The 25612-nt window shown below is 69.8% G+C and carries 19 protein-coding genes and 1 pseudogene; 1 reads left to right on the forward strand and 19 read right to left on the reverse strand.

The window, feature by feature from the left end; all coding sequences use genetic code 11:
- Window positions 1–620: 620 nt before the first annotated feature.
- The 13 genes and pseudogenes from VGZ32_RS15815 to VGZ32_RS15875 form a co-directional block, all read right to left on the reverse strand.
- The gene (locus tag VGZ32_RS15815) at window positions 621–1217 is read right to left on the reverse strand and encodes a hypothetical protein (RefSeq protein WP_326886802.1); all 597 of its coding nucleotides are present in this window, start codon (window positions 1215–1217) and stop codon (window positions 621–623) included.
- Between the two features lie 776 nt (window positions 1218–1993).
- Window positions 1994–3754, reverse strand: a complete 1761-nt coding sequence (locus VGZ32_RS15820) for an NAD-binding protein (RefSeq protein ID WP_326886803.1) — start codon at window positions 3752–3754, stop codon at window positions 1994–1996.
- A 21-nt stretch (window positions 3755–3775) separates the two neighbouring features.
- Window positions 3776–4927 (reverse strand): alpha/beta hydrolase, encoded by a 1152-nt coding sequence (locus VGZ32_RS15825; protein WP_326886804.1) that lies wholly within the window; start codon window positions 4925–4927, stop codon window positions 3776–3778.
- The gene (locus tag VGZ32_RS15830) at window positions 4924–5901 is read right to left on the reverse strand and encodes a hypothetical protein (protein WP_326886805.1); all 978 of its coding nucleotides are present in this window, start codon (window positions 5899–5901) and stop codon (window positions 4924–4926) included. The genes VGZ32_RS15825 and VGZ32_RS15830 overlap by 4 nt, the downstream gene beginning before the upstream one ends.
- Window positions 5902–6066: 165 nt before the next feature.
- Window positions 6067–6873 carry an ABC transporter ATP-binding protein gene (locus tag VGZ32_RS15835; RefSeq protein WP_349263624.1) on the reverse strand — a complete coding sequence of 269 codons (807 nt, stop codon included), beginning with the start codon at window positions 6871–6873 and terminating at the stop codon, window positions 6067–6069.
- 43 nt (window positions 6874–6916) lie between these two features.
- The gene (locus VGZ32_RS15840) at window positions 6917–7921 is read right to left on the reverse strand and encodes an ABC transporter permease (protein WP_414642550.1); all 1005 of its coding nucleotides are present in this window, start codon (window positions 7919–7921) and stop codon (window positions 6917–6919) included.
- 111 nt (window positions 7922–8032) lie between these two features.
- Entirely contained in the window at window positions 8033–8920 is an 888-nt protein-coding gene (locus VGZ32_RS15845; RefSeq protein WP_326886808.1) for a glycosyltransferase family 2 protein, read from the reverse strand.
- Window positions 8917–9684 (reverse strand): CDP-alcohol phosphatidyltransferase family protein, encoded by a 768-nt coding sequence (locus VGZ32_RS15850; protein ID WP_326886809.1) that lies wholly within the window; start codon window positions 9682–9684, stop codon window positions 8917–8919. Before VGZ32_RS15850 ends, VGZ32_RS15845 begins: the two co-directional genes overlap by 4 nt.
- Window positions 9662–10732, reverse strand: coding sequence for an iron-containing alcohol dehydrogenase family protein (locus tag VGZ32_RS15855; RefSeq protein WP_326886810.1), 1071 nt, complete (start codon window positions 10730–10732; stop codon window positions 9662–9664). The genes VGZ32_RS15850 and VGZ32_RS15855 overlap by 23 nt, the downstream gene beginning before the upstream one ends.
- Before the next feature lie 92 nt (window positions 10733–10824).
- Window positions 10825–11547, reverse strand: a pseudogene (locus tag VGZ32_RS15860) (sugar phosphate nucleotidyltransferase); the annotation flags it as partial.
- Window positions 11548–11628: 81 nt separating this feature from the next.
- Window positions 11629–12633, reverse strand: coding sequence for a UDP-glucose 4-epimerase GalE (gene galE / locus VGZ32_RS15865; RefSeq protein ID WP_326886812.1), 1005 nt, complete (start codon window positions 12631–12633; stop codon window positions 11629–11631).
- Window positions 12634–12706: 73 nt separating this feature from the next.
- Window positions 12707–13924 carry a glycosyltransferase gene (locus VGZ32_RS15870; protein WP_326886813.1) on the reverse strand — a complete coding sequence of 406 codons (1218 nt, stop codon included), beginning with the start codon at window positions 13922–13924 and terminating at the stop codon, window positions 12707–12709.
- On the reverse strand, window positions 13921–16839 hold the full coding sequence (locus VGZ32_RS15875; RefSeq protein WP_326886814.1) for a bifunctional glycosyltransferase/CDP-glycerol:glycerophosphate glycerophosphotransferase: 2919 nt from the start codon (window positions 16837–16839) through the stop codon (window positions 13921–13923). Before VGZ32_RS15875 ends, VGZ32_RS15870 begins: the two co-directional genes overlap by 4 nt.
- A 129-nt stretch (window positions 16840–16968) precedes the next feature.
- Here VGZ32_RS15875 and VGZ32_RS15880 point away from each other — a divergent pair, with 129 nt between their 5' ends.
- Window positions 16969–18675 carry a DUF5941 domain-containing protein gene (locus VGZ32_RS15880; RefSeq protein WP_326886815.1) on the forward strand — a complete coding sequence of 569 codons (1707 nt, stop codon included), beginning with the start codon at window positions 16969–16971 and terminating at the stop codon, window positions 18673–18675.
- A 1087-nt stretch (window positions 18676–19762) separates the two neighbouring features.
- On the opposite strand, the gene VGZ32_RS15885 is transcribed toward VGZ32_RS15880, so the two are convergent.
- The 6 genes from VGZ32_RS15885 to VGZ32_RS15910 all read right to left on the reverse strand — a co-directional run bounded on the left by VGZ32_RS15885 (window position 19763) and on the right by VGZ32_RS15910 (window position 25550).
- A complete protein-coding gene (locus VGZ32_RS15885) occupies window positions 19763–21346 on the reverse strand; it encodes a HAMP domain-containing sensor histidine kinase (protein ID WP_326886816.1) in 1584 nt (527 codons plus the stop codon).
- 4 nt (window positions 21347–21350) lie between these two features.
- Complete coding sequence (locus VGZ32_RS15890; protein WP_326886817.1) at window positions 21351–22058, reverse strand: response regulator transcription factor; 708 nt, start codon at window positions 22056–22058, stop codon at window positions 21351–21353.
- Window positions 22059–22282: 224 nt separating this feature from the next.
- Window positions 22283–22870 (reverse strand): hypothetical protein, encoded by a 588-nt coding sequence (locus tag VGZ32_RS15895; RefSeq protein WP_326886818.1) that lies wholly within the window; start codon window positions 22868–22870, stop codon window positions 22283–22285.
- A gap of 13 nt (window positions 22871–22883) precedes the next feature.
- A complete protein-coding gene (locus VGZ32_RS15900) occupies window positions 22884–23555 on the reverse strand; it encodes a hypothetical protein (RefSeq protein WP_326886819.1) in 672 nt (223 codons plus the stop codon).
- Entirely contained in the window at window positions 23548–24777 is a 1230-nt protein-coding gene (locus VGZ32_RS15905) for an ABC transporter permease (RefSeq protein WP_326886820.1), read from the reverse strand. The genes VGZ32_RS15900 and VGZ32_RS15905 overlap by 8 nt, the downstream gene beginning before the upstream one ends.
- Window positions 24777–25550 (reverse strand): ABC transporter ATP-binding protein, encoded by a 774-nt coding sequence (locus VGZ32_RS15910; protein WP_349263625.1) that lies wholly within the window; start codon window positions 25548–25550, stop codon window positions 24777–24779. Before VGZ32_RS15910 ends, VGZ32_RS15905 begins: the two co-directional genes overlap by 1 nt.
- Window positions 25551–25612 lie beyond the last annotated feature (62 nt).

The raw sequence follows: 25612 nt of genomic DNA on the forward strand, positions 1-25612 counted from the left end.
CGCCGTCTCACCCGGGCCATGCGGCCACTCGCGTTGAGGTCAGCCGGGAAAGAAGGGTCTAACAACTCGGTCATCTGTCATGTGGGACGCCGATCGGGCCAGGCCTACCGAACCCCTGTCGTGGCCGCAGCGCACGACGACGACTTCCTGATCGCTCTCTTCCCTATGGTGATCGCACCGATTGGATGAAGAACGTCGTTGCCAAAGGGTCGGCGACGCTCATATCCCGTGGTCGGGCCTACGAGATTGACAGGCCTGAGGTGATTCCCATGGCTGAAGCGACCGGCTACTTCCAGCCGAAAGAGCAGCGCCTGCACAGACGTTTCCAGGTCGAGTCTGCTCTCCGGCTCCACCGTGGATGATTCAGTGGTGGATGATTCAGTGCCAGCTTGACCGTGGTTGCGCCGGGTTCGGGTGGCTTCCCTGCCGCCTCATGATCCGGGGCGGCCGGAACCGTCGTGTCGCCCTGTCCGCTGCGGTTTGCCGTGCGAGGGGTTGGCTGAACCCGGCCTCAAGGCCCCAGACCTTGACATGGGTCCGGGGCCTTCGTGCCCGCTAGTGCCTGATCAGTCTTGATCACGTTCTGACGGTTTCCGAACGCGGCTACCGTGATGAGGCGATCACGGGTGGAAGTACTGGTCGATCACCGTGACGAGGCCGCCGTTGTTGAAGTCGATCCCGTAGAAGCCGCCGTATTCGTTGAGGTTGCTGGCGGCGAACTGCGACCACGTCTGGGAGTACGGCTGGCCGCCGTGGTTCATTGCGGTGATCTTCACGGTCGTGGCCACGTCGTAGTCCACGGCCGGGCCGGTGACGGAGTACTCTGCGTCGTTCGGGATGCCTCCTCCGCACAGGCCTTTCGCCGGCTGCGCGACGAGTTCCTCGTGGTTGGTCGCGGGGTCGACTCCGATCGAGAGGATGCGCACGAACCTCTGCTCGGGAAACGAGCACGGCGTCGGCGTGGGGCTCGGGGGTATCGAGGACAGTGGCGGCTGCGCGGACGACGGGGCCTGCGTCGGCGCACTTGCGGGGGGTGTCGTCCCGCTGGCGCCCGTGGGCAGTTGCACAGCCGGTGCGGTGGACGGCGACGACGTCGCACTCGTGCCCACGGTGGCGCCTGCGGCAGCGTTGGTCGTCGCGGTGCAGCCCGCGACGAGTGCGGTGCCGGCGGCAGTGAGGACGACCGCTGCGGCGAGGCGCCGGGTGAGGATGGTCATGTTGCCCCCTGGGAGAATCGGGCGGGTGGTGGGTATCCGGCACGGCCCTGCGTGCGGAGTCACACACAAAAACGCGTGGCGGCGCGAGCGGTTGGGCTCAGCATGTAACGACTTGGCAAGCGGGTCGTTCGTCACCCTGATTGACCTGGGGAATAAATGATTTTGCGCGCGATCCTCGGCACCTTCGTGCTGTCGAGTTTGCACCGGCGGGCAGTCAGGGACCGAGTCCGTCCAAGGCGCAGACCGAGCGCACGGAGTCGCTGAGAACCTTGACGGCTTGGCGCTGTGGGAGGTCTCGGAGATGGTGACCTATAGCGGGGTGCGTCTGCGGGCTGACGTGAGCCATGGGATGGCGGCCTTGATCGCAGGCAGTTTGGCCGTCGTGGGTGCTGGCGTGGGCCACGTATCAGTCCGCGTCAGTGCTGTGCGTGCAGATCGCCGTAGGCGAGTGACTGCGTGGGAGGCGAGTGACGGGCTGGGAGGCGAGGCAACGCGATGACTTCTTCGACCTCATTGGCGGGTCGGATATCGGTGCGGCGGCGTGGTTCGGTCGGCAGGCCAAGCGTTCGGACGCTCGGCTGTTGCGCACGTGACGGCGTTGGTAGACCGCTAACGTCGGAGTCAAGGTGAGGCGGCGCCGTGACTTATCCCAGCAGTGGTTCCCGGAAGGTCTCGCGTCCAAGGTGCCGCCTTCAAGGTGCCGCCTTCCTAAGACTCTTTATTCTCTTTGTTGAGCCCTTCTGTCGTTGTGCTGGGAGTGGCTCGGGGCGGCTCAGTTAGGAGACAAGGCCGGTGTGACGGCCGAGGCCGGTGCGGGTGGCGACGAGGACGTAGCTGTCGCCGGGGTTGAGCCTGCGGCCGTGGTCGGGGCGCCAGATGTAGTCGTCGGTGCCCCTTGGGCGGACGGCGATGATTCTTACTTCGCCGGGGGATTCTGCTTCGCGGAGGGTCTTGCCGACGACGGGGGAGCCTGCTTCCGCTGCGAACTGGGCGATGAGGACCACGTGGCGGTAGACCGAGAGCGTGCCGAGGACTTCCCTGCCCATGAGCGCTGCCGCGAATGCGGGGGCTGCCAGGTAGGACACCGAGCGTGAGGATGCGTTGGTGAAGGTGCGGTAGACGTGGGCTGCGAAGTCGTCGTCGAAGAGGCGTAGGACGACTCTTACATCCGGGCTGACTGCTCGTGCTTCGAGGACTGCTTCCAGGTTCGTCGCGTCGTCGCCGGTTACCGCGAGGACTGCTCTCGACGTCTGGACTCTTGCTTGGCGGAGTTGGTTGTCGAGGGGGCCTTCGCCGACGATGACGGGGATGTCGAGGCTTCTGGCGACCGCGATGCCTCTCGTCGTCGGGTCTCTTTCGACGCAGACCACGGGGACTTTGGACTCGTGGAGGAGCGTCGCGATTCTTGTGCCGACGTTGCCGAGGCCGATGACAACGGCGTGGCCGCGGATGCCGGCGCTGGGGGTTTTGGGGGCGCCGCGCCTTTCTTGGCCGGTGTTCTCCACCAGGATCGCGGTGACGACGGCCATGAGGGGGATTCCGCAGAGGGTGATGGCGACCTGCGCGACCCGCTGCCAGGTGCCGCCCGTTCCACTGGGCTGGCCGAAGTTGTCCGGGACCGCGGAGCCGGCGATGTCGAGCAAGGACTCGTATACCGCCCAGCCGACCGGGCGGTTGAGCAGCCAGATCAGGATGAAGGACCCGATCACCAGGGCGACGCTGGCAGCCAGGACGACGCGCAGCTGCGCGCTGGTGAAAAAGCGCCACATGTCGATGAGCCGCCAGCGGATGCGGGAGATTCGCGGGAGGGCGTCGCCGGGTTCGGATTCGAGGAACTGCAAGACCGCTTCATGGCCGGTGGCGGGCGTGGGGGTGGGCTGCCGGGTGACCCTGGTGACCCACTGCGCGGTCGGGCCGGGGGTCTCCGGCAGCAGCCGCATACGGGAGAGGTCCTGCTGGTCGATCTCGTCGGCGACCGTGCACAGGTAGTCGACCGGGGAGATCTGCTCGCTCTGCGCGATGGTGACCGCGCGGCCGCCGATCTGCACCGAGTTGGGCCGACGCAGCGCCGCGTCGACGAACGCCGGGGCCGCGGTGGCGGACCGGGAGAGCGCCGCGCAGTTGTCGAAGAGCTTTTCGATGTGCTCGCCGAGCCGCTGGTTGTACATCCGCAGCACTATGCGGATACGGGGGTTGAGTGATTGGGCGCGAAGGGCGGCGTGGATGTTGCTCTGGTCGTCACCGTCCACCATGGCGATGCCGCGCGCGCTGACCGCCTGGGCGAGATGCAGGGCCTCCTCACCGACGGAGGGTGTGACGACGACCCCTGATTCGCCGAGGATCTTCAGGATGTGCGGTGAGTGGTCGCGTTCCCGGTCCGGCAGGATCGCCACCACCGGGACGTCGTACTGCTCGGTCAGCTCGACGACCAGCCGGTGCGCCAGCGAACCGGCGCCGCAGACGATGTAATGGTCCGTATGCGGAACCGCGGGCAGGATCCGCTCGACCGGCCCCATGCCCCACCCTGTGTTCGCCATGATCTGACGATAGTAGGACGCTCAGCCGGGCGGGGACGAGACTAGTTGAGCACTTAACCACTGAAGCGCGGCCGGGACCTCGGCGTTCCACGTGTTGAAGTTGTGGCCGCCCTGGGCGCGAATCAGGGTTGAGACGCGCATCGGCGCCTTGGCCGCTGCGGCGAACGCCATCGTGGGGGCGTAGTTGTCCTCGCCGGTCTTGCTGGTGGAGAGGAGGGCGGCGATGGGGGGCGAGGGAAGGTTGTTGATACGCCAGGTGAGGTTGTTGAGATTCCGGAAAGCTTGGTTGTTGTCGTAGAGGTCGCCGGTGGTGCCGTCCTGGAGGGCGTCCAGGTAGCCGGACAGGGAGGCGGCGGCGGAGAACTTGTCAGAGTTCATCATCGCCAGCTTGAGCGCGCAGTAGCCGCCGGTCGAGTCACCCACCAGACCCCAGCCGCGCGCGTCGGTCGCCACCCGGAAGTCCCGCTCGACGGCGGTCGTGACGTCTTGGGACCAGAAGGTCCCGGCGAGCGGACCTCCGTTGGGCACGTCGGTGCACTCGGTGTCCCGGCCCGGAATGATCATCGGCGACATCATGACCAGGACCATCGGCTTGTCCTGGCCGGTTGCGATGCCGCCGGCCAGGCGCGCGGGGTAGCGCAGCAGGGTGACGAGCTTGACCACGCTGCCGGGGTAGCCGGACGAGACGATGACGGCGGGGAAGCGGGTGTCGGCGTACTTGGGCTGGAAGTACTGGGGCGGGAAGTAGATCATCGCGTCGGCGGAGAGGCCGGTGGTCTGGCCTTTGATCGTGGTGTCGAGGATCTGGCCGACCGCGGCCGGATTGCCGTCCCCGGGCAGGCCGACGGCTTGGTGGCCGGTGATGGTGATGGGATCTTCGGTGGCTCCGGCGCCGAGGGGGGTGGGTGCGGCGAAAGTGTAGCTACGGCTGGACGAGGCGTTGGCCACGCCGAGCAGGTCGTTCCAGGTGCCGTAAAAGCCGAAGTAGGAGTTGGCGTAAGCGGCGGCGGTGGAAAGAAGGAAAAGTTGGGCGACGGCGAAGGCGGCGACGCGGAGGGTGATGCCCTTGGGGCCGCCCCCAGAGAGGCGGGGCCAGAAGTAGACAAGGAGGACGAAGATGGCGACGGTGACGACCGTGAGGAGGATGAGGAAGGGGGCGCCGGTGAGACTCATGACTTGACCCCCTGGAGCGTCTGGGCGAGCCAGGAGAGCGCGCTCTGCGTGTCGGTGTTCCCGCTGACGGTCGTCTGGAGGGGTGGGCGCACGTGGCCGAGGACGCTGTCCGGCGGGCCAGAGACGCCAGCCAGGAGGATGCGGCTCGGTGGGGCGGGGTAGGTGGCGAGCCACCAGGCGGGGTTGAAGCTCGCCGAGGTGGGGTTGGTGACGGTCGAGGCCGGGTTGGCGGCGGCCGGGGTGGGGCTGATGGCGGCTGCGGCTGAGTAGCGGGTGGAGTCAGCGAGTGCGAACTCCAGCGCGCAGGCGGAGTCGGGGCCCGTACCGAGCGCGCCCCAGTCGCTCGCGCTTAGTCCGACGGCGTAGTGCGCGGCGATCGCGGAGCGCAGGTCTTGGGACCAGAACTGTCCGCCCTGCGCGCCGCCGGGCTGGTCGGTGCAGGGGATGGTGGAACCGTTCGCGGTGTCCACGATCACAACGAGGGCCTGGACCGGGCGGGCGGCGTTGCTTAAGGCGGCAGCCTCCGCGGCGGCGCTCTGCTGACCCGTCGCGTCGACGACTATGGCGGGGTAGGACTGCGGAGGATGCGGCGGCACGTATACGCGTAGCCGGGCGGTGATGCCGCTGCGCAGGCCAGTGAGAGTGGTCGTGGTGATCAAGCCGGACGTTGAGCCCGAGGTGAGCTGCGAGGCGTTGACGTTCGCCGCCACCGCGCCCTTGTCGTTCACGTGATAGCGCTGCGACCCAGAGCCGAACAGGTCGCTCCACGAGGTGTAGAAGCCGAAGTAGGCGTTGGCGAAGACGGCGGCGACGGAGAGCACGAGAAGCTGGGATGAGACGAGGAGCGCGACGCGGCCGCAGATGGCGCGGGGGGTGGCGGGGGCGAGCTTAGGCCAAAGCCAGACCGTGAGGGCGAACAGAGCCAATGCGACCAGGGCCAGCAGCACGATGAAGGTCTTGCTGGTGATACCCATCGCCCTAGCGCCCGCATCCCGACCTGTGTCCGGCCGCGCTTTCCGCGGCTTCGCTCCAAGTATCAGACGAGGGGGTGGTGTTTGCTGGTTCCTTGCCAGGTGTTCACGGAGCCGCGGGTATGGACACGGGAGACGGGCACGGGAATGCCGCGGATGCTGCTGCGGCTAGCGCTGGGCGCTCCACTCCTCATAGGCCCCGGTGACCTCGTCGACGTCGCCGTCCATGCGGATCACCCCGGCCTCGAGCCAGATCGCCCGGTCGCAGATGTCCCTGACGGAAGCTATCGAGTGGCTCACGACGAACACGGTGCCCGCATTCTGGCGTAGCTCGCGGATACGGTTCTCGCTGCGCCTTTGGAAACCCTGGTCGCCCGTAGCCAGCGCCTCGTCGATCAGGAGGACATCGTGAAGTTTGGTCGCCGCGATGGAGAAGCGCAGGCGGGCGGCCTGGCCCGCCGAATACGTCTTCATGGGACGCTGGGAGGTCCTGGCACCGTTCTCGTCGATGCCGGAGAAGTCGATGATTTCCTGGTACTTCTCCTTGATCTCGTCCGGGTGCAAGCCCATCGCCAGGCAGCCGAGGACCACGTTGCGCTCGCCGGTCAGGTCGTTCATCAGCGCCGCGTTCACCCCGAGGAGGGACGGCTGGCCGTCGGTGTACACGCCGCCGACCTTCTCCGCCGGCAGCAGCCCGGCGATCGCACGCAGCAGGGTCGACTTACCGGAGCCGTTGGACCCGATCAGGCCGATCGACTCGCCGCGCCGGGCCACGAAGGAGATGCCCTTGATCGCGTGCACGTCGCTGAGCGCATTGTGCTTGCGTCGGTGGAACATCCGGTTCAGCGCGCCGGTCGCCGTACCCTTGGTCGCGCCGCCCGCGCCGTAGATCTTGTAGTGGACGTGCAGGTTCTCCACGACCACCGTCGGCTGGTTCTGCGCGGCCTCGGCCCGCCGCTTGGCCCGGCGCTCCAGGACCTCCTCGCGGCTCAGTTCGCCCGTGCTCTCGTCGACAACCTCAGCCACGGCCGTACGTCTCCTCACCCTGCCAGAAGTACAGGTACCCGCCCACGCCGATCGCCAGCGCCCAGGCGACCGCCCACAGCCAGGCGTGCGGCGGAAGGTACATCGCGTTCGCGATCTGGGCGGCTGTCTGCTTCGGATTCGGCGCGGGCGGTGTGATCAGCTGGCTACGGACCAGCTGGATGAAGATCAGCGGCGGGTTGTGGTCGAGGACCCAGGCGAGCGCGGCCGGGGTGCTCGGGTGCTGGGCGATCATGTTCTTGATGCTGTAGAACACGCCCGAGCCGTACATCCAGGTGCGCAGGAGGAACGGGAGCAGCTGGCTGGTGTCGGTCAGGATCGCGCCGAAGCGGGCGACGAACAGCGCCAGGCCGGTGTTGAAGACGAACTGGAGCGCCAGCGCCACCGCGATCAGCAGCCAGTGCCAGGTGACCGGCTCGCCGCGGACCAGCGCCACCCCGACCAGGATGACCATCGCGATGATCAGCTGCTGGAGCTGGATGATGGTGATCGCGATCGGCAGGCTGGCGCGGGGGAAGTACAGCGCCCGGATGAGGTTGAGGTTGTCGCTGATCGCCCGCGAGCCGTAGAGCATCGCGGTCTGCATGAAGTTGAAGATGAAGACGCCGGTGACCAGGTAGACGATGAAGTCCGGGACGCCGCGGCTGGTGCCGAGCAGCACACCGAAGATCAGGTAGTAGACCCCGACGTTGAGGATCGGGGTGAGCACCTGCCAGATCTGGCCGAGCCGCGAGCCCGAGTACAGCGCCTGGTTGCGCGCGGTGGCCCAGGTCACGATGAAGTGCCGGGCGACCCACAGCCGTTTGGCGTACGCCCACGGGCTCGGGCGGGCGCCCGCGACTGCGAGGCCGTACTTGGCCGCCATGCCCGCGCCGCTGAGCTCGTTGAACTCGGGGTCGACGGGCGCAAGGCTCTCGGAGCCGCCGGCGGGGCCGACCGCCACCGTCTGTGTGCCGCTCACGTTCCCTCTCGTCTTCATCGCATCCGCGTCGATATCACTAGCCGAACCATCTGCGCCGGACCATCCGCGCCGAATCGCCTGGGCCTGGGGCCGTGTCACCACTCACCGCCATGCCGGACGACCGGCGGGTCAGATGACGGGCGGGCGCCCCAATCGGCCCATGCGCCAGACCGTACGCCACCGCATCGGTTGGCGCGGGCCCGCCGGAGTCCGCCATCCCTCCACGAAGCCGCCCCACCACGCACGCAGCGCAGCACGGTCGCCGCGCATCCGTACCAGCGTCAGCGCCGTCCAGACGCCGAGGTACACCGGGACCAGGGCCCATGGGAGATTACGCTTCGCCAGCCAGACCCGGTTGCGCGCGACCAGCCGGTTGTACGTCGCGTGCCGGCTCGGTGTGGTGGCCGGGTGGTTCAGGGTGAGGTCGGCGCGATATTCGATCGACCAGCCGGCGTCCAGCGCGCGCCACGCCAGGTCCGTCTCCTCGTGGCAGTAGAACCAGTCGTCGGGCAGGCCGCCGACCTGGTCCAGCAGCGCGGTGCGCACCGCGTTGGCGCCGCCGAGGAACGTGGTCACCGCGGAGGAGCGGTTCGGGTCGCCGACCCGGATGCGCGGCACGTGGCGGCGCTGCACCTCGCCGGAGTCCGGGTCGGTGATCCGGAACGAGACGATGCCGAGCTTCGGCTCGGTCTCGAATGCCTCGCGCACCCGCTTGCCGACCTGGTCGCCGACCAGCGCCCCGTCGTCGTCGAGGGTCAGGATCACGTCGGGACGCTCGCCTGCGGGCAGCTTCTGCAGCAGCTCGTACCCGCGGTTGCGGCCGCCTGGAATGCCGAGGTTCTCGGGCAGGTCGAGGGTGCGGGCGCGGCCCAGGTCCGGCAGCTCGGACGCCTTGACCCCGTTGCCGACCACGACCACGTCGATCGGGTCGCCTTCCTGCGTGGCGATGGTGCGCAGCAGTTCGGACAGCTCCGCGGGGCGGGTGCCCATGGTGATGACGACGGCGGCGAGCTTCATCCTTTGAGCCTGCTCGACATGACGATGGAGACGAAGTGCAGGACGACCATCGCCAACGCGATGGCCGCGAGGACGGCGACGGCCGCCTGCGTGAACGGACGGCCGGTCGCGAACGCGTCGGCGATCCCGGCGACGAGGACGAGCAGCGACGCCTCGACGCCGCCGATCAGCCGGTGGATCTTGAAGGCGGAGGCGAGGGTCCGTGCCTTAGCAGCGCCGCGCGCGCGGGGGATGGCCGCGCTGTCGGTGGCGGCCGGGAGTCCCGAGCGGGTGCGGGCCACGTCGACGAGGTCGGTCTCGGACTTCACCAGGACGACGGCGAGCGCGGCGGTGAACCCGAGCACCGTCCAGCCGTCGAAGTGCAGATCCGCGGCGCGGAATCCGAGGCCGACGAGAAACGCGGCTTCGCAGAGGTAGTGGCCGACGCGGTCGAGGTAGACCCCGGTGATCGAGGTCTGCCGGCGCCAGCGGGCCAGTTCGCCGTCGACGCAGTCGAGCAGCAGATACACCTGGATCAGCAGCGCGCCGAGCACGGCCCCCGCGACGCCGGGGATCAGCAGCGCCGCCCCGGCCCCGAAGCCCGCGAGGATCATCAGATAGGTGTAGCCGTTCGCGGTGATCGGCGAGTTCACCAGCAGCCGGGTGACCCGCAGCGAGATCCATCGCATGTAGAGCAGGCCGGCCCAGTGTTCGCCGTTGCGCCGCTGCATCTTCTCGGCGGGCTGCACGACCTGCCGCAGCTCATCGAGCGTAGGTGTCGACATAGTCCTTTACCGCGTCAACGAGGTCTGATTCGGACAGATCGAGGTGTTCGAGGATGGTGTAGCGGCCCGGCCGCGTACGAGGGGCGTAGGCGACTGCTTCGACGAATTCGTGGGTGTCGAGTCCGAGCTCGCCGGGGAGCACGGGCAGGTCGTGCCGACGCAGCGCTTCCACCAGCGTGTCCGCCAGGCCGCGGTCTTCGCGCAGGTGACTCGCGAACGCGGCCCCGACGCCAACCTGCTCGCCGTGCTGGGCCGCCTTGGCCGGGAACAGCTGGTCGATCGCGTGCGAGATCTCGTGGCAGGCGCCCGAGCTCGGCCGGCTGCTGCCCGCCACCGACATCGCCAGCCCGGACAGCACCAGCGCCTCGGCGAGGACGGTGAGGAAACCGTCGTCGGCGATCGTGCCGTCGCGGTGCAGCAGGGCCTCGGCCGGGGTCCGGGCCATCGCCGCGGCCAAGCCGTCGACCGGCTCGCCGGTCTCGCGGTGTGACAGCTCCCAGTCGGCCAGGGCGCACAGGTTCGACAGCGCCTCGCCGATTCCGGCGCGCACGAAGCGTGGCGGGGCGTCGCGCACCAGATCGAGGTCGACCACGACGCCGATCGGGCCGGGCACACCGTAGGAGCCGCTGCCCGCGTCGTTCTCCAGGGTCGAGACCGGGGAACAGATGCCGTCGTGCGCCAGATTGGTGACGACCGCGACCATGGGCATGCCGAGCCGGGCCGCCGCGTACTTGGTGACGTCGATCACCTTTCCGCCGCCGAGCCCGACGATCGTGTCGTATGGCTTCCCGGACGCGCGGATCTGGTCGGCCAGGGCCACGGCGGCGTCCAGGGACGCGGTCGGCACCGTGAACCAGCCGGCGGAGGCGGGGATCTGCTCGCGCAGTCGCTCACGCAGCGCTGTGCCCGATCCCTCGCTGATCGCGATGGCGAGCCGGCCGGAGGCGGAGATCCGCTGGTCGGCGAGGATCGCGGGGAGCTCGCGGGCGGCTCCGGCGCCGATCCGGACGGTCGCGGGGCCGGGATAGAGGCGCGTCAGGACGGCCATGGCGCGTCCTGCCTTGCCGGAGAACCGGTGGCCGGTGCGAGGTGGGTGTCGGGGCTTGAACCCACGACATCCGCGCGGCTGGCGGCCGCGGTGATCGCCCGGGCCCGCACCAGATCCTCGTGGTTGTCGATCTCCACCCAGTCGACCTCGCCGATCGGCTGGATGTCGATCCGGAAGCCGCGGTCCACCAGTTCCTGGTAGCCGTCCTCGTAGTACAGCTGCGGGTTGCGCTCGAACGTCGCGCGCAACGCGTCGGCGAGCTGCGCTCCGGCCTCGGCCTCGATGAGGGTGACCCCGATGTACTCGCCCGTCGCCTCGCCCGGGTCCATGAGCTTGCTGATGCGCCGGACCCCGGCCTCGCGGGTCCAGACGACCTTCATCTCCTCGTCGGCGAGCTTCTTGACGGTGTCGACGGCGAGCAGGATCCGCTTGTCCCCGCCGCGGTTCGCGAGCAGGGTCTCCTCCACCGCGACGGGGTGCACGGTGTCGCCGTTGGCCAGCAGCGCGCCCTCGCCGAGCAGGTCCCGGGCGCACCACAGGGAGTAAGCGTTGTTCCACTCCTCAGCCTTGTCGTTCTGGATGAGGTGGAGCGTGACGCCGTACGCGGACTCGAGGCTCGCCTTCCGTTCCCGGACCGCGTCGGCCCGGTACCCGACCACCACTGCGGCGTCGCCGATCCCGACTTCGGCGAAGTTGGCCAGCGTCAGATCCAGGACTGAACGCTCGCCGTCCACCGGGATCAGCGCTTTTGGCAGCGTGTCGGTGTAAGGGCGTAGGCGGCGGCCCGCCCCGGCGGCGAGGATGAGTCCGATCACGCGCCCATTCTGCCAGGCGTACGGGTGCTTTCTTCGCTCTGGTGACGACCCTAGGACAACCCTGGTCCACTGTTACGTCATCTAGCCACGCAGCGTGGCCGAGTCGTGACGCAGACGCCACCCCGCCCACGCCGAGGCGATCATGTCGTCGAGCCCGTACTCGGCGGTCCAGCCGAGTTCCGCCTTGATCCGGTCGGCGGAGGCGACGCAGCGGGCCCCATCGCCGGGCCGCCGTGCGACGACGGCCGGGGGCAGGCCGACGCCGGTCACCACGCGCACGCGGTCGATGATCTCGAGGACGGAGACGCCCTCGCCGCGGCCGATGTTGAGCGTCAGCGCCGCGTGGTCGTCCTCCCGCAGCCGGCGCGCCGCCGCGACGTGCGCGCTCGCGATGTCGTTGACGTGGATGTAGTCCCGGATGCAGGTGCCGTCGAGGGTCGGATAGTCGTCGCCGAAGATGCGCGGCGCCTCGCCTGCGTCAATCCGCTCGAAAACCATGGGGATCAGGTTGAACGCGCCGACGTCGGCCAGTTCGGGCGTGCCGGCCCCGGCCACGTTGAAGTAGCGCAGGCTCGCGTACGACAGGCCGTATTCGCGAGCCATCGCGCGGATCAGCCACTCGCCGACCAGCTTCGTCTCACCGTAGGGCGACTGCGGCAGACACGGGGTGTCTTCGGTCACGATCTCGACGTCCGGTGAGCCGTAGACGGCCGCCGACGAGGAGAAGACGAAGCGGCGCACGCCGGCCGCCAGGGTCGCCTCGAGCAGGACGCGCAGGCCTTCCACGTTCTGCTCGTAGTACCAGGCCGGGCGCTCGACAGACTCGCCGACCTGCTTCTTCGCGGCGATGTGGATCACGCCGCCGATCGGGTGCGCCGAGAAGACCCGGTCCAGCGCGGCCCGATCCCGCACGGTGCCGATTTCGAGCGGCACGCCCTCGGGCAGCCGGTCGCCGAAGCCGGTGGACAAGTCGTCGAACACGACGACCCGGTTCTGTTCGACGCCGTCCCCGTCGGCGAGCAGCGCGCGCACCACGTGCGAACCGATGAATCCGGCGCCGCCGGTAACCAGCCAAGTCGTCGTCATGGCTCGACCCTAGTAGACACGTTCGGGCCGACAGCGCCGAATGCCGTCACGGAACGGAAACAAACACTTCCGATCACTTCCACACGAGATCGAACAGGTTCTCCCAGGAGGTGAGGATCTCCTCCGGAGCGAACCGGCCGACTGAGCCGACCGCCGCCTTTCCCAGCGACTCCCGCAGTTCGCGCGAATCCATCAGGTCGCCCAACGCTTTTGCGAACGCGTCGGTGTTCCCGGGTGGGACGACGATGCCGTCCTCGCCGTCGTGGACGATCTCGGTGACGCCGGGGGCGCAGTCGAAGGCCACGCACGGAAGACCGCACGCCATCGCCTCCAGCAGCGCCATCGGAAAGCCCTCGGCGCGGGACGAGGCCGCGAATACAGAACCCTGCACGAGCGCGGCGGCGACATCGTCCGTGGGCCCGGCGAGGTCGACCGATCCGGTGATGCCGAGTTGGTCCGCCTGTGCTGCGAGCGAGTCCTGCTCAGGCCCGGATCCGTGGATGCGCAGCGTCCAGCCGGGGCGGTCGGCGCCGGCCGCGGCCCATGCCTCGAGGAGGAGATCGAAGCCCTTCTCCTGCGACAGCCGGCCGAGTCCGATCACCACACGTGCACCGGGGTCGGCCCCGCCGTTCGCGGGCAGCGGCAACGGATTCGGGACGACCGCGGTGTTGTTCATGCCGCCGTCCCGGGTCCAGCTCATGGCGTCGGCCTCGGTCAGGCACACGAACCGCGGAGCCGTCGCGTAGAGCTTCTTGACCCGGCGGCCCCGGCTCGAAGCCATGGACGCGGCGTACGACTCGTGGCTCATGGCGATGACCGGCGGCGCGGCCGGACCGAGGTTCGCGACCGCCCGCGCGACCCATTCCATCGCGTGCACCTGAGCGCAGATGACAACGGCGCTCCCGGGCTCGTCGGCGGTGCGCAGCAGTGCCGTGAGACGCGCGGCACCCGCGCGCTGCACCGCCTCCCAGCGCTTGTACCGGACGTAGGCGACCGGATTGGCGATCCGCGAGAGCAACGCGGGTCGCGGCCTCGCCCCGAACCGGTTCGGGTGCAGGACGGTTTCGGAGTACGTACCGCCGATCCCCGCGGCCCGGTTCGCCGGCGCGACCGCGAACACGCCCACCAGCCGGACCCGGTGGCCGCGCTCGGTCAGCAGATCGGCGAGCCTGCGCGCCCACCGCTGCACGCCGCCGAGCTCGTCGATCGTGTTGCAGACGACGAAGACGTCCCGCCCGGCCCTCATCGGGTCGGGGCTCGCCGAATCGGTGCTCATCGGGTCACTGCTCACCGGGTCACGCCTCCCCCGCCGAAGAACCGGGCGACGACCTGATCCGCCGCGCTGCCGGTTTCGTACTCGCCGAAGTCGTGCGCGAACGCCTTGCGGGCCTCGGCGAACGGGTCGTGCGCGCCCTGCCGCGCCGCCTCGCGCACGGCCTCGAAGAACGAGCCCTGATCCGTGGCGAGCGGACCGGGCGCGCGGTCGGCCAGATCGAAGTACATGCCGCGGTCCCGGTCGTACTGCGCGGCGTCCGGGGTGAAGAACACCATCGGCCGGTCGAGCAGCGCGTAGTCGAACATCACCGAGGAGTAGTCCGTGACCAGGACATCCGCGACCAGCATCAGCTCGGTGACATCGGGATACGCGGACACGTCACGCACGACGTCGCCCACCGCCCGCGGCACCACCACGGTGTTCAGGTAGTGCGCTCGCACCAGAAGCACATGTGTCGATCCGAGCTCGCGCGCGAACGCCTCCAGGTCGAATCCGGGCTCGAAGACGCCGGTCCGCGCCCGGAACGTCGGCGCGTAGAGCACGATCCGCTTGCCTGCCGGGAGTCCGAGGCTTTCGCGCAGTGCCCCGCCGCGCTGATCCCGGTCCGGCGCGAGCAGCGCGTCGTTGCGCGGATATCCGATCCGCAGCGGTTCGGCGCGCAGTTCGAAGGCCTCAACCAGGGTCCTGATGTCGTACTCGGACCGCACGAGGAAGTAGTCGAATCGGCCCACCGCGTTCGCCAGGCGCTTGCGATCCGCCGCGAGCATCGCCTTGACCTGCGGGGTGTGCACGCCCATCTTCTTGAGCGCGGTCCCGTGCCAGGTCTGCACGTATGTGGTGCCCGGCCGCTTGCGCATCCACTGGGGGAAGCCCTGGTTGTCGATCCAGATCTCGGCCCGGGCCGCGGCTCGTAGATACGCCCACGAGCCCCGCTTCACCAGACGCGCATCCCTTGGGAACCCGCCGGTCCCCTTGGCGTACGACCAGTAAACGCGCCGCTTGTAGCCGGAGCGGCGCAGCGCCTCGTGGATGTATTTGGGACTGTCGCTGTACGAGCCGCCGAGATGCGACTCGAACAGCACCGAGCCGCGCCGGATCGGCAGCCGACACAGCACCCTGTGGTAGACCTCACGCTTGATGCGCGGGTCGTTCAGGATCCGCGCCTTCCGGTAGAGCCGTTGCGCGAGGCGCAGCACCCGGCCGGGTGGCCTGGACGGATCGAAGGGTGCGTTCACCGCGCGCGCCACCGGATTGCGGGCGACGAGCGTCAGGCTGAACGCGCCGCGGTGGTTGATGCCGGCGACCCACTGGTCTCCGACCGCACGCGTCAGCAGTGGCTTGGCTCGCACGGTGATGGGTGCATCGCCACCGACTCCGGTGACGCCCGGGAGCACGGTCACCTTGGACACTGTGGTGCCCAAGTCGCCAGCGGTAAGCCGCAGCCGCGTCTCCCAGTTCTGGTCGATCACGCCGACCGGTTTGACGGTCTTGGTGAGGTTCAGTTCGGCTGTCCACATGATGCGGCGCCCTTCGTGGCGCACCTCGCCGACTTTCGTCCGGTAGGTCCGCACCGCGCGCGCCGTCGGCCGGAATTCGAGCACTGCGGACAGCGCCACGTCCTCGGGGATCCGCCCCAGCGGGTTAACCGTCTCGCCGGTGATGCGCACGCGTCCGCCGCCGAGCGCTTCGATCCCGGTCAGCCGACTCGCGAAGTTGGCCTGGGGGAAGGGGACGCGGTGCAGGCCGAGGTCGGTGACGTCGAGCGCGGCGCGTTCTTCGGGCATGTAGAGGTGGGCATCGCACCAGTAGATCCGGTCATCGCGCTCGACGAGGTCGGAGGTGATCCTCGTGCGTTCGAGGTGCGCGGCGCTGTCGCGGCTGCGGTCGAGTAAGTGCTCGCACACGGTGACCAGGTTCGGCCAGTCCTGCAGCAGCAACAGCTGCGCCCCGGCCACGGCCACGCGGTGCGGACAGCGGTCGAAGGCCTCCGGGCGCAGCGTCCCGAGATAGTCGCGCACCAGATTGGTGAACTCGGATACGTAGTCCGGGCTCTGATACGGCAGGTCGCGCAGGTAGAGCACCAGGTCGTGCTCGATGAACTTGGCGTCCTTCGCGATCTTCACATCCGGATCGCCGCCCGCGTCCAGCCAGGCGGACAGCGCCTCGTCGATCATCCGGTGGATGCTGATGCGGTCACGCAGGTTGGAGATCTCGCCGCGCCGGTTCGAGATCGACTTCTGCGCGGCCCGGACCACCACGTTCCAGAGGTAGACGGTCTCCGGAATCAGCGCGATGCGACCGGCCGCGAGGTACGCCTTGGCCGAGAAGAGCAGGTCCTCGTAGTGGTAGCCCACCGGGAAACGCAGACCGTTGGCATCGAGGAACGCGCGCCGGTAGCACTTGTTCGTCGACAGCGTGTCGCGCAGCAGATCAGGCATCTGCGACACGCCGTCGAGCACCCGCCGCTCGGCGTACATCTCGGGCCACCACGGCACGCTCTCAACCAGGCCGGACCTGTTTTGGTGCACCCGCACGCACACCCCGGAGACCAGGTCGGCGCCGGATTCCTCGGCCGCGTGCACCATGTTCATGCAGGCGTGCATGTCGAGCGTGTCGTCCGAGTCCAGGAACATCACATAGGTGCCCCGCGCCTGGTCGATGCCCACGTTGCGCGGCATGGAGCAGCCGCCGCTGTTGCGCTCCAGCCGGACGTAGCGAACCCTCGGATCCTCCGCCAGCCGCGCGGCGACCGCCGGGGTGTCGTCCGTGGAGCAGTCGTCCACGATGATCACTTCGAGATTGCGCAGCGTCTGCCGGAGCACCGACCGGACCGCCGACGGCAGCCGCGCCGCATCGTTATAGACGATGACGATCACGGACACGTCGGGGGTGACGGGATCCGCGACCGGGGGCTTGTCGGCTGGTGGCACCTGGCGTCCTCGCGTGGGCTCGATCTCGGCATTTCCGCGCCGAATGAACGTTTGCAGGATGGTAGCCGACCCGGCTGAGGGACTACGGTTGCCGCCGGGCACGTTCACACAAAGAGAGAGGCCGCCCTGGTGCGCATCCCGACGATCGCTGTATTGACCGGCCCGCAGCCGGTGGACGGCGACGGTCAGTTGAAGGCCGACCTGTCGGCCATCGGGGCGACCGTGATCGAGGCGGACGGGCCGGCGGCCGCGGCCCGGGCGGTGGCCAGCGCGTCGGCCGCCGGACGGGTCGCGCTGGTGGACCGCCGATTGGTCGCGCACCAGCACGCGCTGCGGCTGGCGATCGAGGATCCGCGCTGGTCGGCCGCGCACTGCACCGGCGTGCTCACCGTCTCCGGGGCGGCACGCGAACTGCTGGCGGGTCATCTGCGCGCGCTCCCAGACCTGACCGGGCACCGGGTGGAAGGGGTTTCCCCGGCGGCGCGGCTGACGGCCCCGCGCCCGCTGGTTCCGGACGATCTGGCGGCCCGCCTGCCCGAGTCGGTGCGGCTGCACGAGGTGCGGCTGCCCGTGGGTCTCGTGGCGACGCTCGTGGACGCACCGCTCGCCGCCCGTAAGAGTGCTTATGCGGACATCGCCGCGGTCAGCGACGAGACGGTTCGGCTGCGCGAGTCGGTCAAGGCGGACGACGGCTTGTTCGCCACGCTCTTCGTATCGTCGTACTCGCGGCATCTCGCCCGTTGGTGCGCGCGTCACGGAATGAGCCCCAACACGGTCACGGTGCTGTCCCTGCTGGTCGCGCTCGTCGGCGCCGTGACCGCGGCGACCGGCACGCGTGCGGGGTACGTGATTGCCGCCGTCGCGCTTTACCTCTCCTTCGTGCTGGACTGCACCGACGGCCAGCTCGCCCGCTACTCCCTCAACTTCTCCCGGATCGGCTCGTGGCTCGATGCCACCTTCGACCGGGCCAAGGAGTACGCCGTGTACGCCGGGCTCGCGCTCGGCTCCGCCCGGCATGGCGACGACGTCTGGCTGCTCGCCGCCGTCGCGATGGCCCTGCAGACGCTGCGCCACCACATCGACTTCGCCTTCCACGAGGCGCAGCGGGGGCAGCCGGCACCTTCGGCGCGCCGCGGAGAAGCAACGCAGAGCCCTGCCACCGAAGCGCGCCAGGACCCTCCTGCGAAGAACCTCGGCTACTGGGCCCGCAAGGTCGTCATCCTGCCGATCGGCGAGCGGTGGGCCCTGATCGCGCTGCTCACCGCGCTGACGAGCCCGCGTACCACCTTCACGGTCCTGATCGCGTGGGGCGCGGTCGCTGCCGCGTACACCACGGCCGGGCGAGTCGTTCGCGCGCGGCGGTCGGCGCCGCCGCCCACCGATGAGGCGCTCGCAGGATTGTTCGCCATGTCCGACATCGCCGCCGCGCCGATCGCCGAGCGGCGGCGCCTGGCCACGCCGCTGGGTTGGCTGATCCCGCCGAGCTACCACGGCCTCGAATACGCGCTGGCCATCGCGGTAGCTTCCCAGGTCCACCACGCGCTGCCCGCGGCCTTCGCGTACTTGGCCGCCGTGATCTACCACCACTACGACGTGGTCTACCGGATCCGCGCCGGCGCCTCCGCGCCGCGGTGGCTGACGATCGCCGGCTGCTTCGGCTTCGAGGGACGCGTGATCGTCCTCGCCGTCGCCGGGCTTTTCCTCGGCGGTTCGGCTCACCACGCCCTGATCCCGGCGCTGCTCGTGCTCACCGGTTATCTGTGGGTGCTCTTCCTCGGCGAGTCGATCCGCTTCTGGAGCCGCCCGGCCACGCCCGCTCTTCCAGCCGACGTCTGACTGCACGTCGTAACCGCACGTCGCGCGTCCGTGGCAAGGTCTTTGCGCGAAGTGCCTTGCCCGGTCCGCGCGCCGCTGGGTAGCCTCGGCCGGTGACCGACAACCACGGGGACTCGTCCGATTCCTCGCAGGAACCTGACGACCCGTTCGACATCGTCCTCGACGAGGACTTCGTCAAGGCGGCCACGACGAAGGAGCCGTCGGCGCGGGCCCGCGAGCTGAACGCGCGGTGGTCCGAGCAGCCGCCGGAGTCCACGGGCCGGCGCAGCGACACGCCCGACCCGTCGGGTGAGGCTGATCCGTGGGCGGAGCAGGACCGGCCCGCGCGCCGGGCGCAGCGCGTCTGGGTCCGGAACCTCGTGCTGATCTTGGCGGTCGCCACCGTCGTGGGGTATCTCGTCTACCCGCGGCACGGCAAGGCCCCGCTGACCGAGACAGCACCGACCGGGACCGCCCGGCCGGGCCCGACGCCGTCGCCCTCGTTCACGAATCCGGACGACCAGTACTTCGCCGACTCGCCCGCGCTCTCGTGGGCGGACAACGACGCCGGGATCGTCGTCCCCGCCGCCACCGCCGTGGGCTCCCCCGCGACGGGCGTCTTCCCGGCGGGCGAGGTCGCGCTCGGCTACGACGGGCTGCGGCAGCTGCTCATCGCCGGCAATCTCGACCCCGCGGTCCTCAGCGGCGGCCCGGTCACCGACTTCACCCAGCTCCTCGACTCGCGGAACCACCTGTCCGAGGAGCTGACCAAGTGGATCTCGCACCCGGGGGCCGGGGCGAACGCGATCGACGTGGTCACCCGGTTCAATCCCACCACGACGCGGCTGCTCGGCCGCACGGTGAAGGTCCGGGGCGCCATGACCGCCGGGATCGACAAGAACGGCGACCTCACGGTCGACGGCGACTACGAGTTCGTCTACGCGGTCGGTCCCGGCAACGGCGCGGGACGCCCCTCGCGGGCTGTGGTGCACCGGGTCTACGTGCTCGAAGTGGCGACTCCGACGGGGTTCGCCGCGCAAAACGGCAAGTACCTGATGTCGAACTACGCCTCGGACATAGCGAACACCGCCTGCAACACCTACAACGGCTACATCAACCCGGCCTTCGGCACGGGCGGCGGGAGCTCCGGCCGTATGGTGGACCCGTACGCCTCGACCAACCTGCTGGCAGGCTCCGCATCGCCAAGCCCGACGGCAACCGCATCACCCCCGTGCGGCACCGCCTCGAGGCTCTGATCAGGCGCGAGGGGTAGGGAAAGGCTCAGCACCGCGCCGCCGCCGGGATCGTTCGCGGCGGTGACCGCTCCCCCGTGCGACTCGGCGACCTGCGCCACGATGGCCAGCCCGAGGCCTGAGCCGGGCCGGTCACGCATCGAGGCGGCCCGGTAGAACCGGTTGAACACGTGCGGGAGATCCGCCTCGAGGATTCCCGGGCCGTCGTCGCGTACGGTCAGGGTCCCGCCCTTCAGCTTGATCTCGACCAGGCCCGTTCCGCCGGAGAACTTGGCGGCGTTGTCGACCAGGTTCGCCATGGCGCGCTGAAGCCGGTCCGGTACGCCCGCCACCACGCACGGCTCGGCGGTGAAAGCGAACTCGACGCCGGACCACAGCAGCCGTGCCCGTTCGACGACGCGGTCGGCGAGTTCGTCCCAGCGGAACAGCTCGACCGACTCCGGAGGCTCCTCCCCGCGCGCCAGCTCCACCGTGTCGGCCACGAGGGCGGTCAGATCGTCGATGCCGACCAGCACGGACGCGATCAGCCGCTCGCGGTCGTCCGGCTCCAGCAGCTCGATCTTGCGCAGCACCTCGACGTTCGTGCGCAGCGAGGTCAGCGGCGTGCGCAGCTCGTGCGAGGCGTCGGCGACCAGCTGGCGCTGCCGCTCGGTCGAGTCCTGTACCGCGCCGAGCATCGCGTTGAAGCTGGTCGCCAGGCGCCCGAGCTCGTCCCGTTCGGCGCGGTCGCCCGGGTCGATCCGGTGGGCCAGATCGCGGGTGCGCGCGATCCGCTCGGCCGCCGCGGTCAGCTGGCCGACCGGGCGCAGCGCGGTCCGGGTGACCCACCAACCGAGCACAGCCGCGAGCAGGATGCCGGCGGCCCCGACGGCGAGAAGCTCCAGGCCGAGCCGGCTGAGCTGGTCGTCTATGGAGGTGAGCGGGACCGCGACCTGGATCGCCGAACCCTTGCTCAGCGGCGCGGTCACCATGCGCACGTGCACGCCCTGGAGGTAGATGCTGCGGGTGACCTCCGGCGCGGTCCCCGCGGCGACGGCCTTGTCCACGTTGTCCACCGGCAACGCGACCGTCTGGTCCGGCGGCTGTGAAGTCTTTCCGCTCGCGCTCACCGACTGGATGTAACCGACGGTGTCGCCGAACCGATGGTGCGGGCCGTTGAGGAAGCCCTGCCCGGTATGGCCGGCCTGGGAGCCGTTCGGAAGACGGTTACCCAATCCGCCGCTCGCGTTGAACTTCTGGATGTTCTGCACCTGGCGGCCCAGCTGGTTGTCGATACCGCCGAACAGTTCCGCGCGCACCGCGAGGTAGGCGAACAGCACACCCGCGCCTATGCCGAGCGAAACTGCCAGCGTCGCGGCCAGGGTGATCCTGGTGCGCAGTTTGAGGCTTCGCATCCGGCGCAGCGCATGGCGCAGACGCGTGGCTCCCGACGAGGTCATGGCCTCACGTCCGTCCCTCGCGGATGGTGTACCCGACGCCGCGCACGGTCTGGATGACCCGCGGCGCGCCGCCGACCTCAGTCTTGCGCCGCAGCGTGGAGACGAAGACCTCCAGCGAGTTCGAGCCGGGACCGAAGTCGTACCCCCAGATCCGGTCGATGATCAGATCCCGGGTGACCACCCGGCCGGCGTTGCGCAGCAGCAACTCGAGCAGCTCGAACTCGGTCTTGGTCAGGTCCGCCCGGCTGTCCCCGCGCACGACCTGGCGGGCCGCGACGTCCAGGGCGAGATCGCCGCAGGCGAGCATCTCCGGCTCCGGCGGCGAGCTGGCCGCCGCCCGCCGCAGCAGCGCGTTCACCCGAGCGACCAGCTCGACCAGGGCGAACGGCTTGACGAGGTAGTCGTCGGCGCCGGCGTTCAGCCCGAATACCCGGTCGGCGATCGCGTCGCGGGCGGTGAGCATCAGGATCGGCGTGCGGTCCTCGGCGGCACGCAGCGCCCGCGCCACCGCGAGGCCGTCCACGCCCGGCATGGCGACGTCCAGGATCAGCGCGTCGGGTGTGGCCTCGCGCACGGCGTCCAGCGCGGCGGCGCCGTCTGCGGCCAGAGTGACCGAGAAGCCCTCGAGTTTCAGCGCACGACCGAGCGCCTCGCGGACCTCGCTGTCGTCGTCCACGACTAGGAGCCGCGCGCCGCTGCTGCTCGCCGCCATCAGGGCCTCCCCCTTAAGTTCACCTTCGATTGTCGTACGGGTAAATCATCTCCCCGGTGACAAGGTTGGACAGAATTCCTGAAAACTGCCTTAGAGGTACACCCAGCCTGTGGATAACTGCCGCTTCGGGGCGTATTTGCAGCGTAGAGGGCAACGCCGCGCACCGGACGGGCAGCACGTGGCCCGTCCGGTGCATGCGGTCCGTAAACTCGCCGAGCGGCCGTTCAGCTGGTCGCCGACGGCGACGCGCTGCGGCTCGGCAGCAGCGGCGAGCAGACCTTGAGCGCCGCGACCACCTTCGGGTCGTTGGGGTCGAGGCCGCCGAGGTACCGGGAGCTGCCGCTGGCGGGGGCCGTCGGGCGGACGGTGGGCCGGGTGGTCGGGATCACCACGCCCTGCTGGCTCATGCAGTTGCGGAACGCGGTGAGCGCCGCGCCGCCCCCGCCGCCAAAGCCGCCGAAGCCCCCGCCGGCCGGCCGCAGCGATGCGCAGGCCTGCAGCGCCGCCTGCATCTGCGGGTTCGCGGTGAACCCGCCGCCGCCTCCACCGCCGAAGCCCCCGCCGCCGGTTCCGCCGGACGGCCTGCCCTGTCCCGGAGCCCGCGACGGCAGCGTGACGCCGTGCTGCGCGAGGCACGCGCGATAGGCCGAGGCGTTGCTCGAGCTCGAGGCCGACGCCGCCGCGGCCGCGGGCGTGGTGCCCGACGTGCCGCCGCCCCCGCCGCCGCAGGCCGCCAACACGGCGCCCGCGACGATCGCGCCGGCCACCGCCACGACGGGCCTGGCCGATATCCGGATCATGTTCTTGTTCATCGCGTGTCCACCGTCACTGGCCGGTCGAAGTGGTGTTGTTGGTCGTGCTGCCCGCGGTGATCGAGGTCGCGGTGACGTCGCCCTTGCCGTCGTTGCTGCCCGCGATCACCACCGTCTGGCCCGGCTTGAGCTGGGAGAGCGAGCCGGACTGGGCGATCGAGACGGCTGTCGAGCCGTTCGTGGTCACCGTGTAGACGCTGCCGTCCGCCGCGGTGACGTAGAGCGTGTTACCGGTGACGACGGTCACCGTGCCGCTGACCGCGCTGGAGCCGGTCCCCGAACCGCTGCCCGTGCCGCCGAGTCCGCCGAACCCGCCTCGCCCGGTCCGGCCGGCGGCGCCCGTCCCGGTCCCACCGGTCCCGGTGCCGAACGCGGCGAAGTTGGCGCCGCCCCGGCTGGAGGAGCCGGCCGAGTGCTTCTCGACCAGCACGCCGCCGAGGAACCCGCCGCACAGCAGGGCGGCGGCCACCAGGGCGGTGGTGATCTTCGGCAGCTTCAGCCGCGGCGGCCGGGCGGCGAGCGCGGTGCCGAGGTCGTCGACCCGCGGCGGGAGTGCCAGCAGGTCCGCGTCGGCGCCGCGCACCTCGAGCTCGCCGGGGAGCTCGTCCGCGTCCGGCTCCGCCAGGACCAGTTCCGCGGTCTCCGCGCCCGGGTCCACCGCGGTCTCTGTCTCTAGTTCACTCATGACGCAGCGCCTCAATCGGATGGAGTTTGGCGGCCCGGTTGGCCGGCAGCGAACCGAAAACCAGGCCGATCACGGCGGACACGCCGAAGGCGAGCAGGATGGAGCTGGGGACGAGCACCGGTTTGATGCCGTCGATCGTGAAGCGCGACCCGACCACCCCGGCGACCACCCCGAGCGCGCCGCCGACCACCGACAGCAGCACCGCCTCGATCAGGAACTGGCCGAGGATCGCGCCGCGCGGGGCGCCGAGGGCCTTGCGGATGCCGATCTCGCGAGTGCGCTCGGTGACCGTCACCAGCATGATGTTGGTGACCCCGATCCCGCCGACCAGCAGGGAGATCGCGGCGACCGCGGCGAGCAGGACGGTGAAGGTCTGCGTCGTGCTCTGCGCGGTGGACAGCAGCGAGGCCTCGTTGGTCACCGTGAAGTCCGCGTTGGTGGCGGTGTCGTGGTGCGCCTGGAGCAGGAGGTTGGTGACCTCGGCCTGGGCGGCGTTCGACTGGTCGGCCCCGGTGGCCTGCACCGCGATCTCGGACAGCGAGCCGAAACCGGTCAGGCTGTTCTGCACGGTGGTCAGCGGGGCGAGGGCGACGTTGTCCGGGTCGTTGAAGGTGCTGCCGCCGCCCTTGGCCACGAGCGTGCCGATGACCGTGTAGGGGACGCCGCCGAGTTGGAGCGTCTTGCCGATCGGGTCGATGGTGCCGAACAGGTTGGTCACGACCGTCTGGCCGATCACCACGACCTTGCGGTCGTTGTTGACGTCGTCGGCGCTGAAGGAGGAGCCGGTCGCGATCTGGTCGTTGGAGATCGGCAGGTATGCCGGGTAGGTCCCGACCACCTGGTTGATCGTCGTGGTGGCGCCGGCGTAGGTGGCCGTCCCTGAGGTGGAGGCGACCGGGGCGACCACGCCGACGTCCGGGTCCTGGTCCGAGGTGGCCAGCAGCTGCGCGTCGGCGACGGTGAGGTTGGTGGTCTGGCTCTGGGTGCCGGTGCGGCTGGCGGCGGCCCGGCCGAAGCCGCCGGCCTGCCGGGTGACCGTGAGCAGGTTCGAGCCGAGGTTGGAGATGCGCGCTTGCACCGCCGCACCGCTGCCCTGGCCGACCGCTATCAGCAGGATCACCGCGCCGACGCCGATCAGGATGCCGAGCGTGGTCAGCCCCGAGCGCAGCTTGTTCGCCCGCAGTCCGCGGATGGCGAACCGGAAGACCTCGATGACGCGCATCAGGAGCCAGCCTTCCGGATCGCATGGCCCTCGGCCGCGTGCCGGGCCTGGTTGTTGTACGCCTCGGGGTTCCGGGTGGCCATCCGGGGCGGCAGGCCGTCGGCCGGGGAGAGCCTGGTGTCCTCCACGATCAGGCCGTCGACCAGGCGGATAGCCCGCTTGGCGTGCGCCGCGATGTCCTCCTCATGGGTGATGAGCACGATCGTGCGGCCGGTCGCGTTCAACTGGTCGAAGAGGGACATGACCTCGTAGCTCGAATGGGTGTCGAGGTTTCCGGTCGGCTCGTCGGCCAGCACCAGAGAGGGCGCGGTCACCAGGGCGCGGGCGACCGCGACGCGCTGCTGCTGACCGCCGGACAGCTGGTTGGGGTGGTGGTCGATCCGGTCGCCGAGGCCGACCAGGTTCAGCGCGGCCAGGGCCCGGCGCCGCCGCTCGATCTTGTGCACGCCGCCGTAGACCAGCGGCAGCTCGACGTTCTCGAACGCGGTGGTGCGGGCGAGCAGGTTGAAGGACTGGAAGACGAAGCCGATCTTGCGGTTGCGCACGAGCGAGAGCTGGCGCTCGTCGAGGTCCGCGATGGCGATCCCGTCCAGCAGGTACTCGCCGGAGGTGGGCACGTCCAGGCAGCCGACGATGTTCATGAGGGTGGACTTGCCGGAGCCGGACGCGCCCATGACCGCGACGTAGTCGCCGTGCGGGACGTCGAGGTCGATGCCGCGCAGGGCGTGCACGGCGGCGTCCCCGTCGCCGTAGACCTTCCGCAGGCCGTTGATCCAGACCGCGCTCGGCCGGACCGGCTTGACCTGCGTGACGGCGGTGGTGTCGTCGTCGGCCG

This window comes from Actinocrinis sp. (genome assembly GCF_035938995.1).
GTDB lineage: Bacteria > Actinomycetota > Actinomycetes > Streptomycetales > Catenulisporaceae > DASZGI01.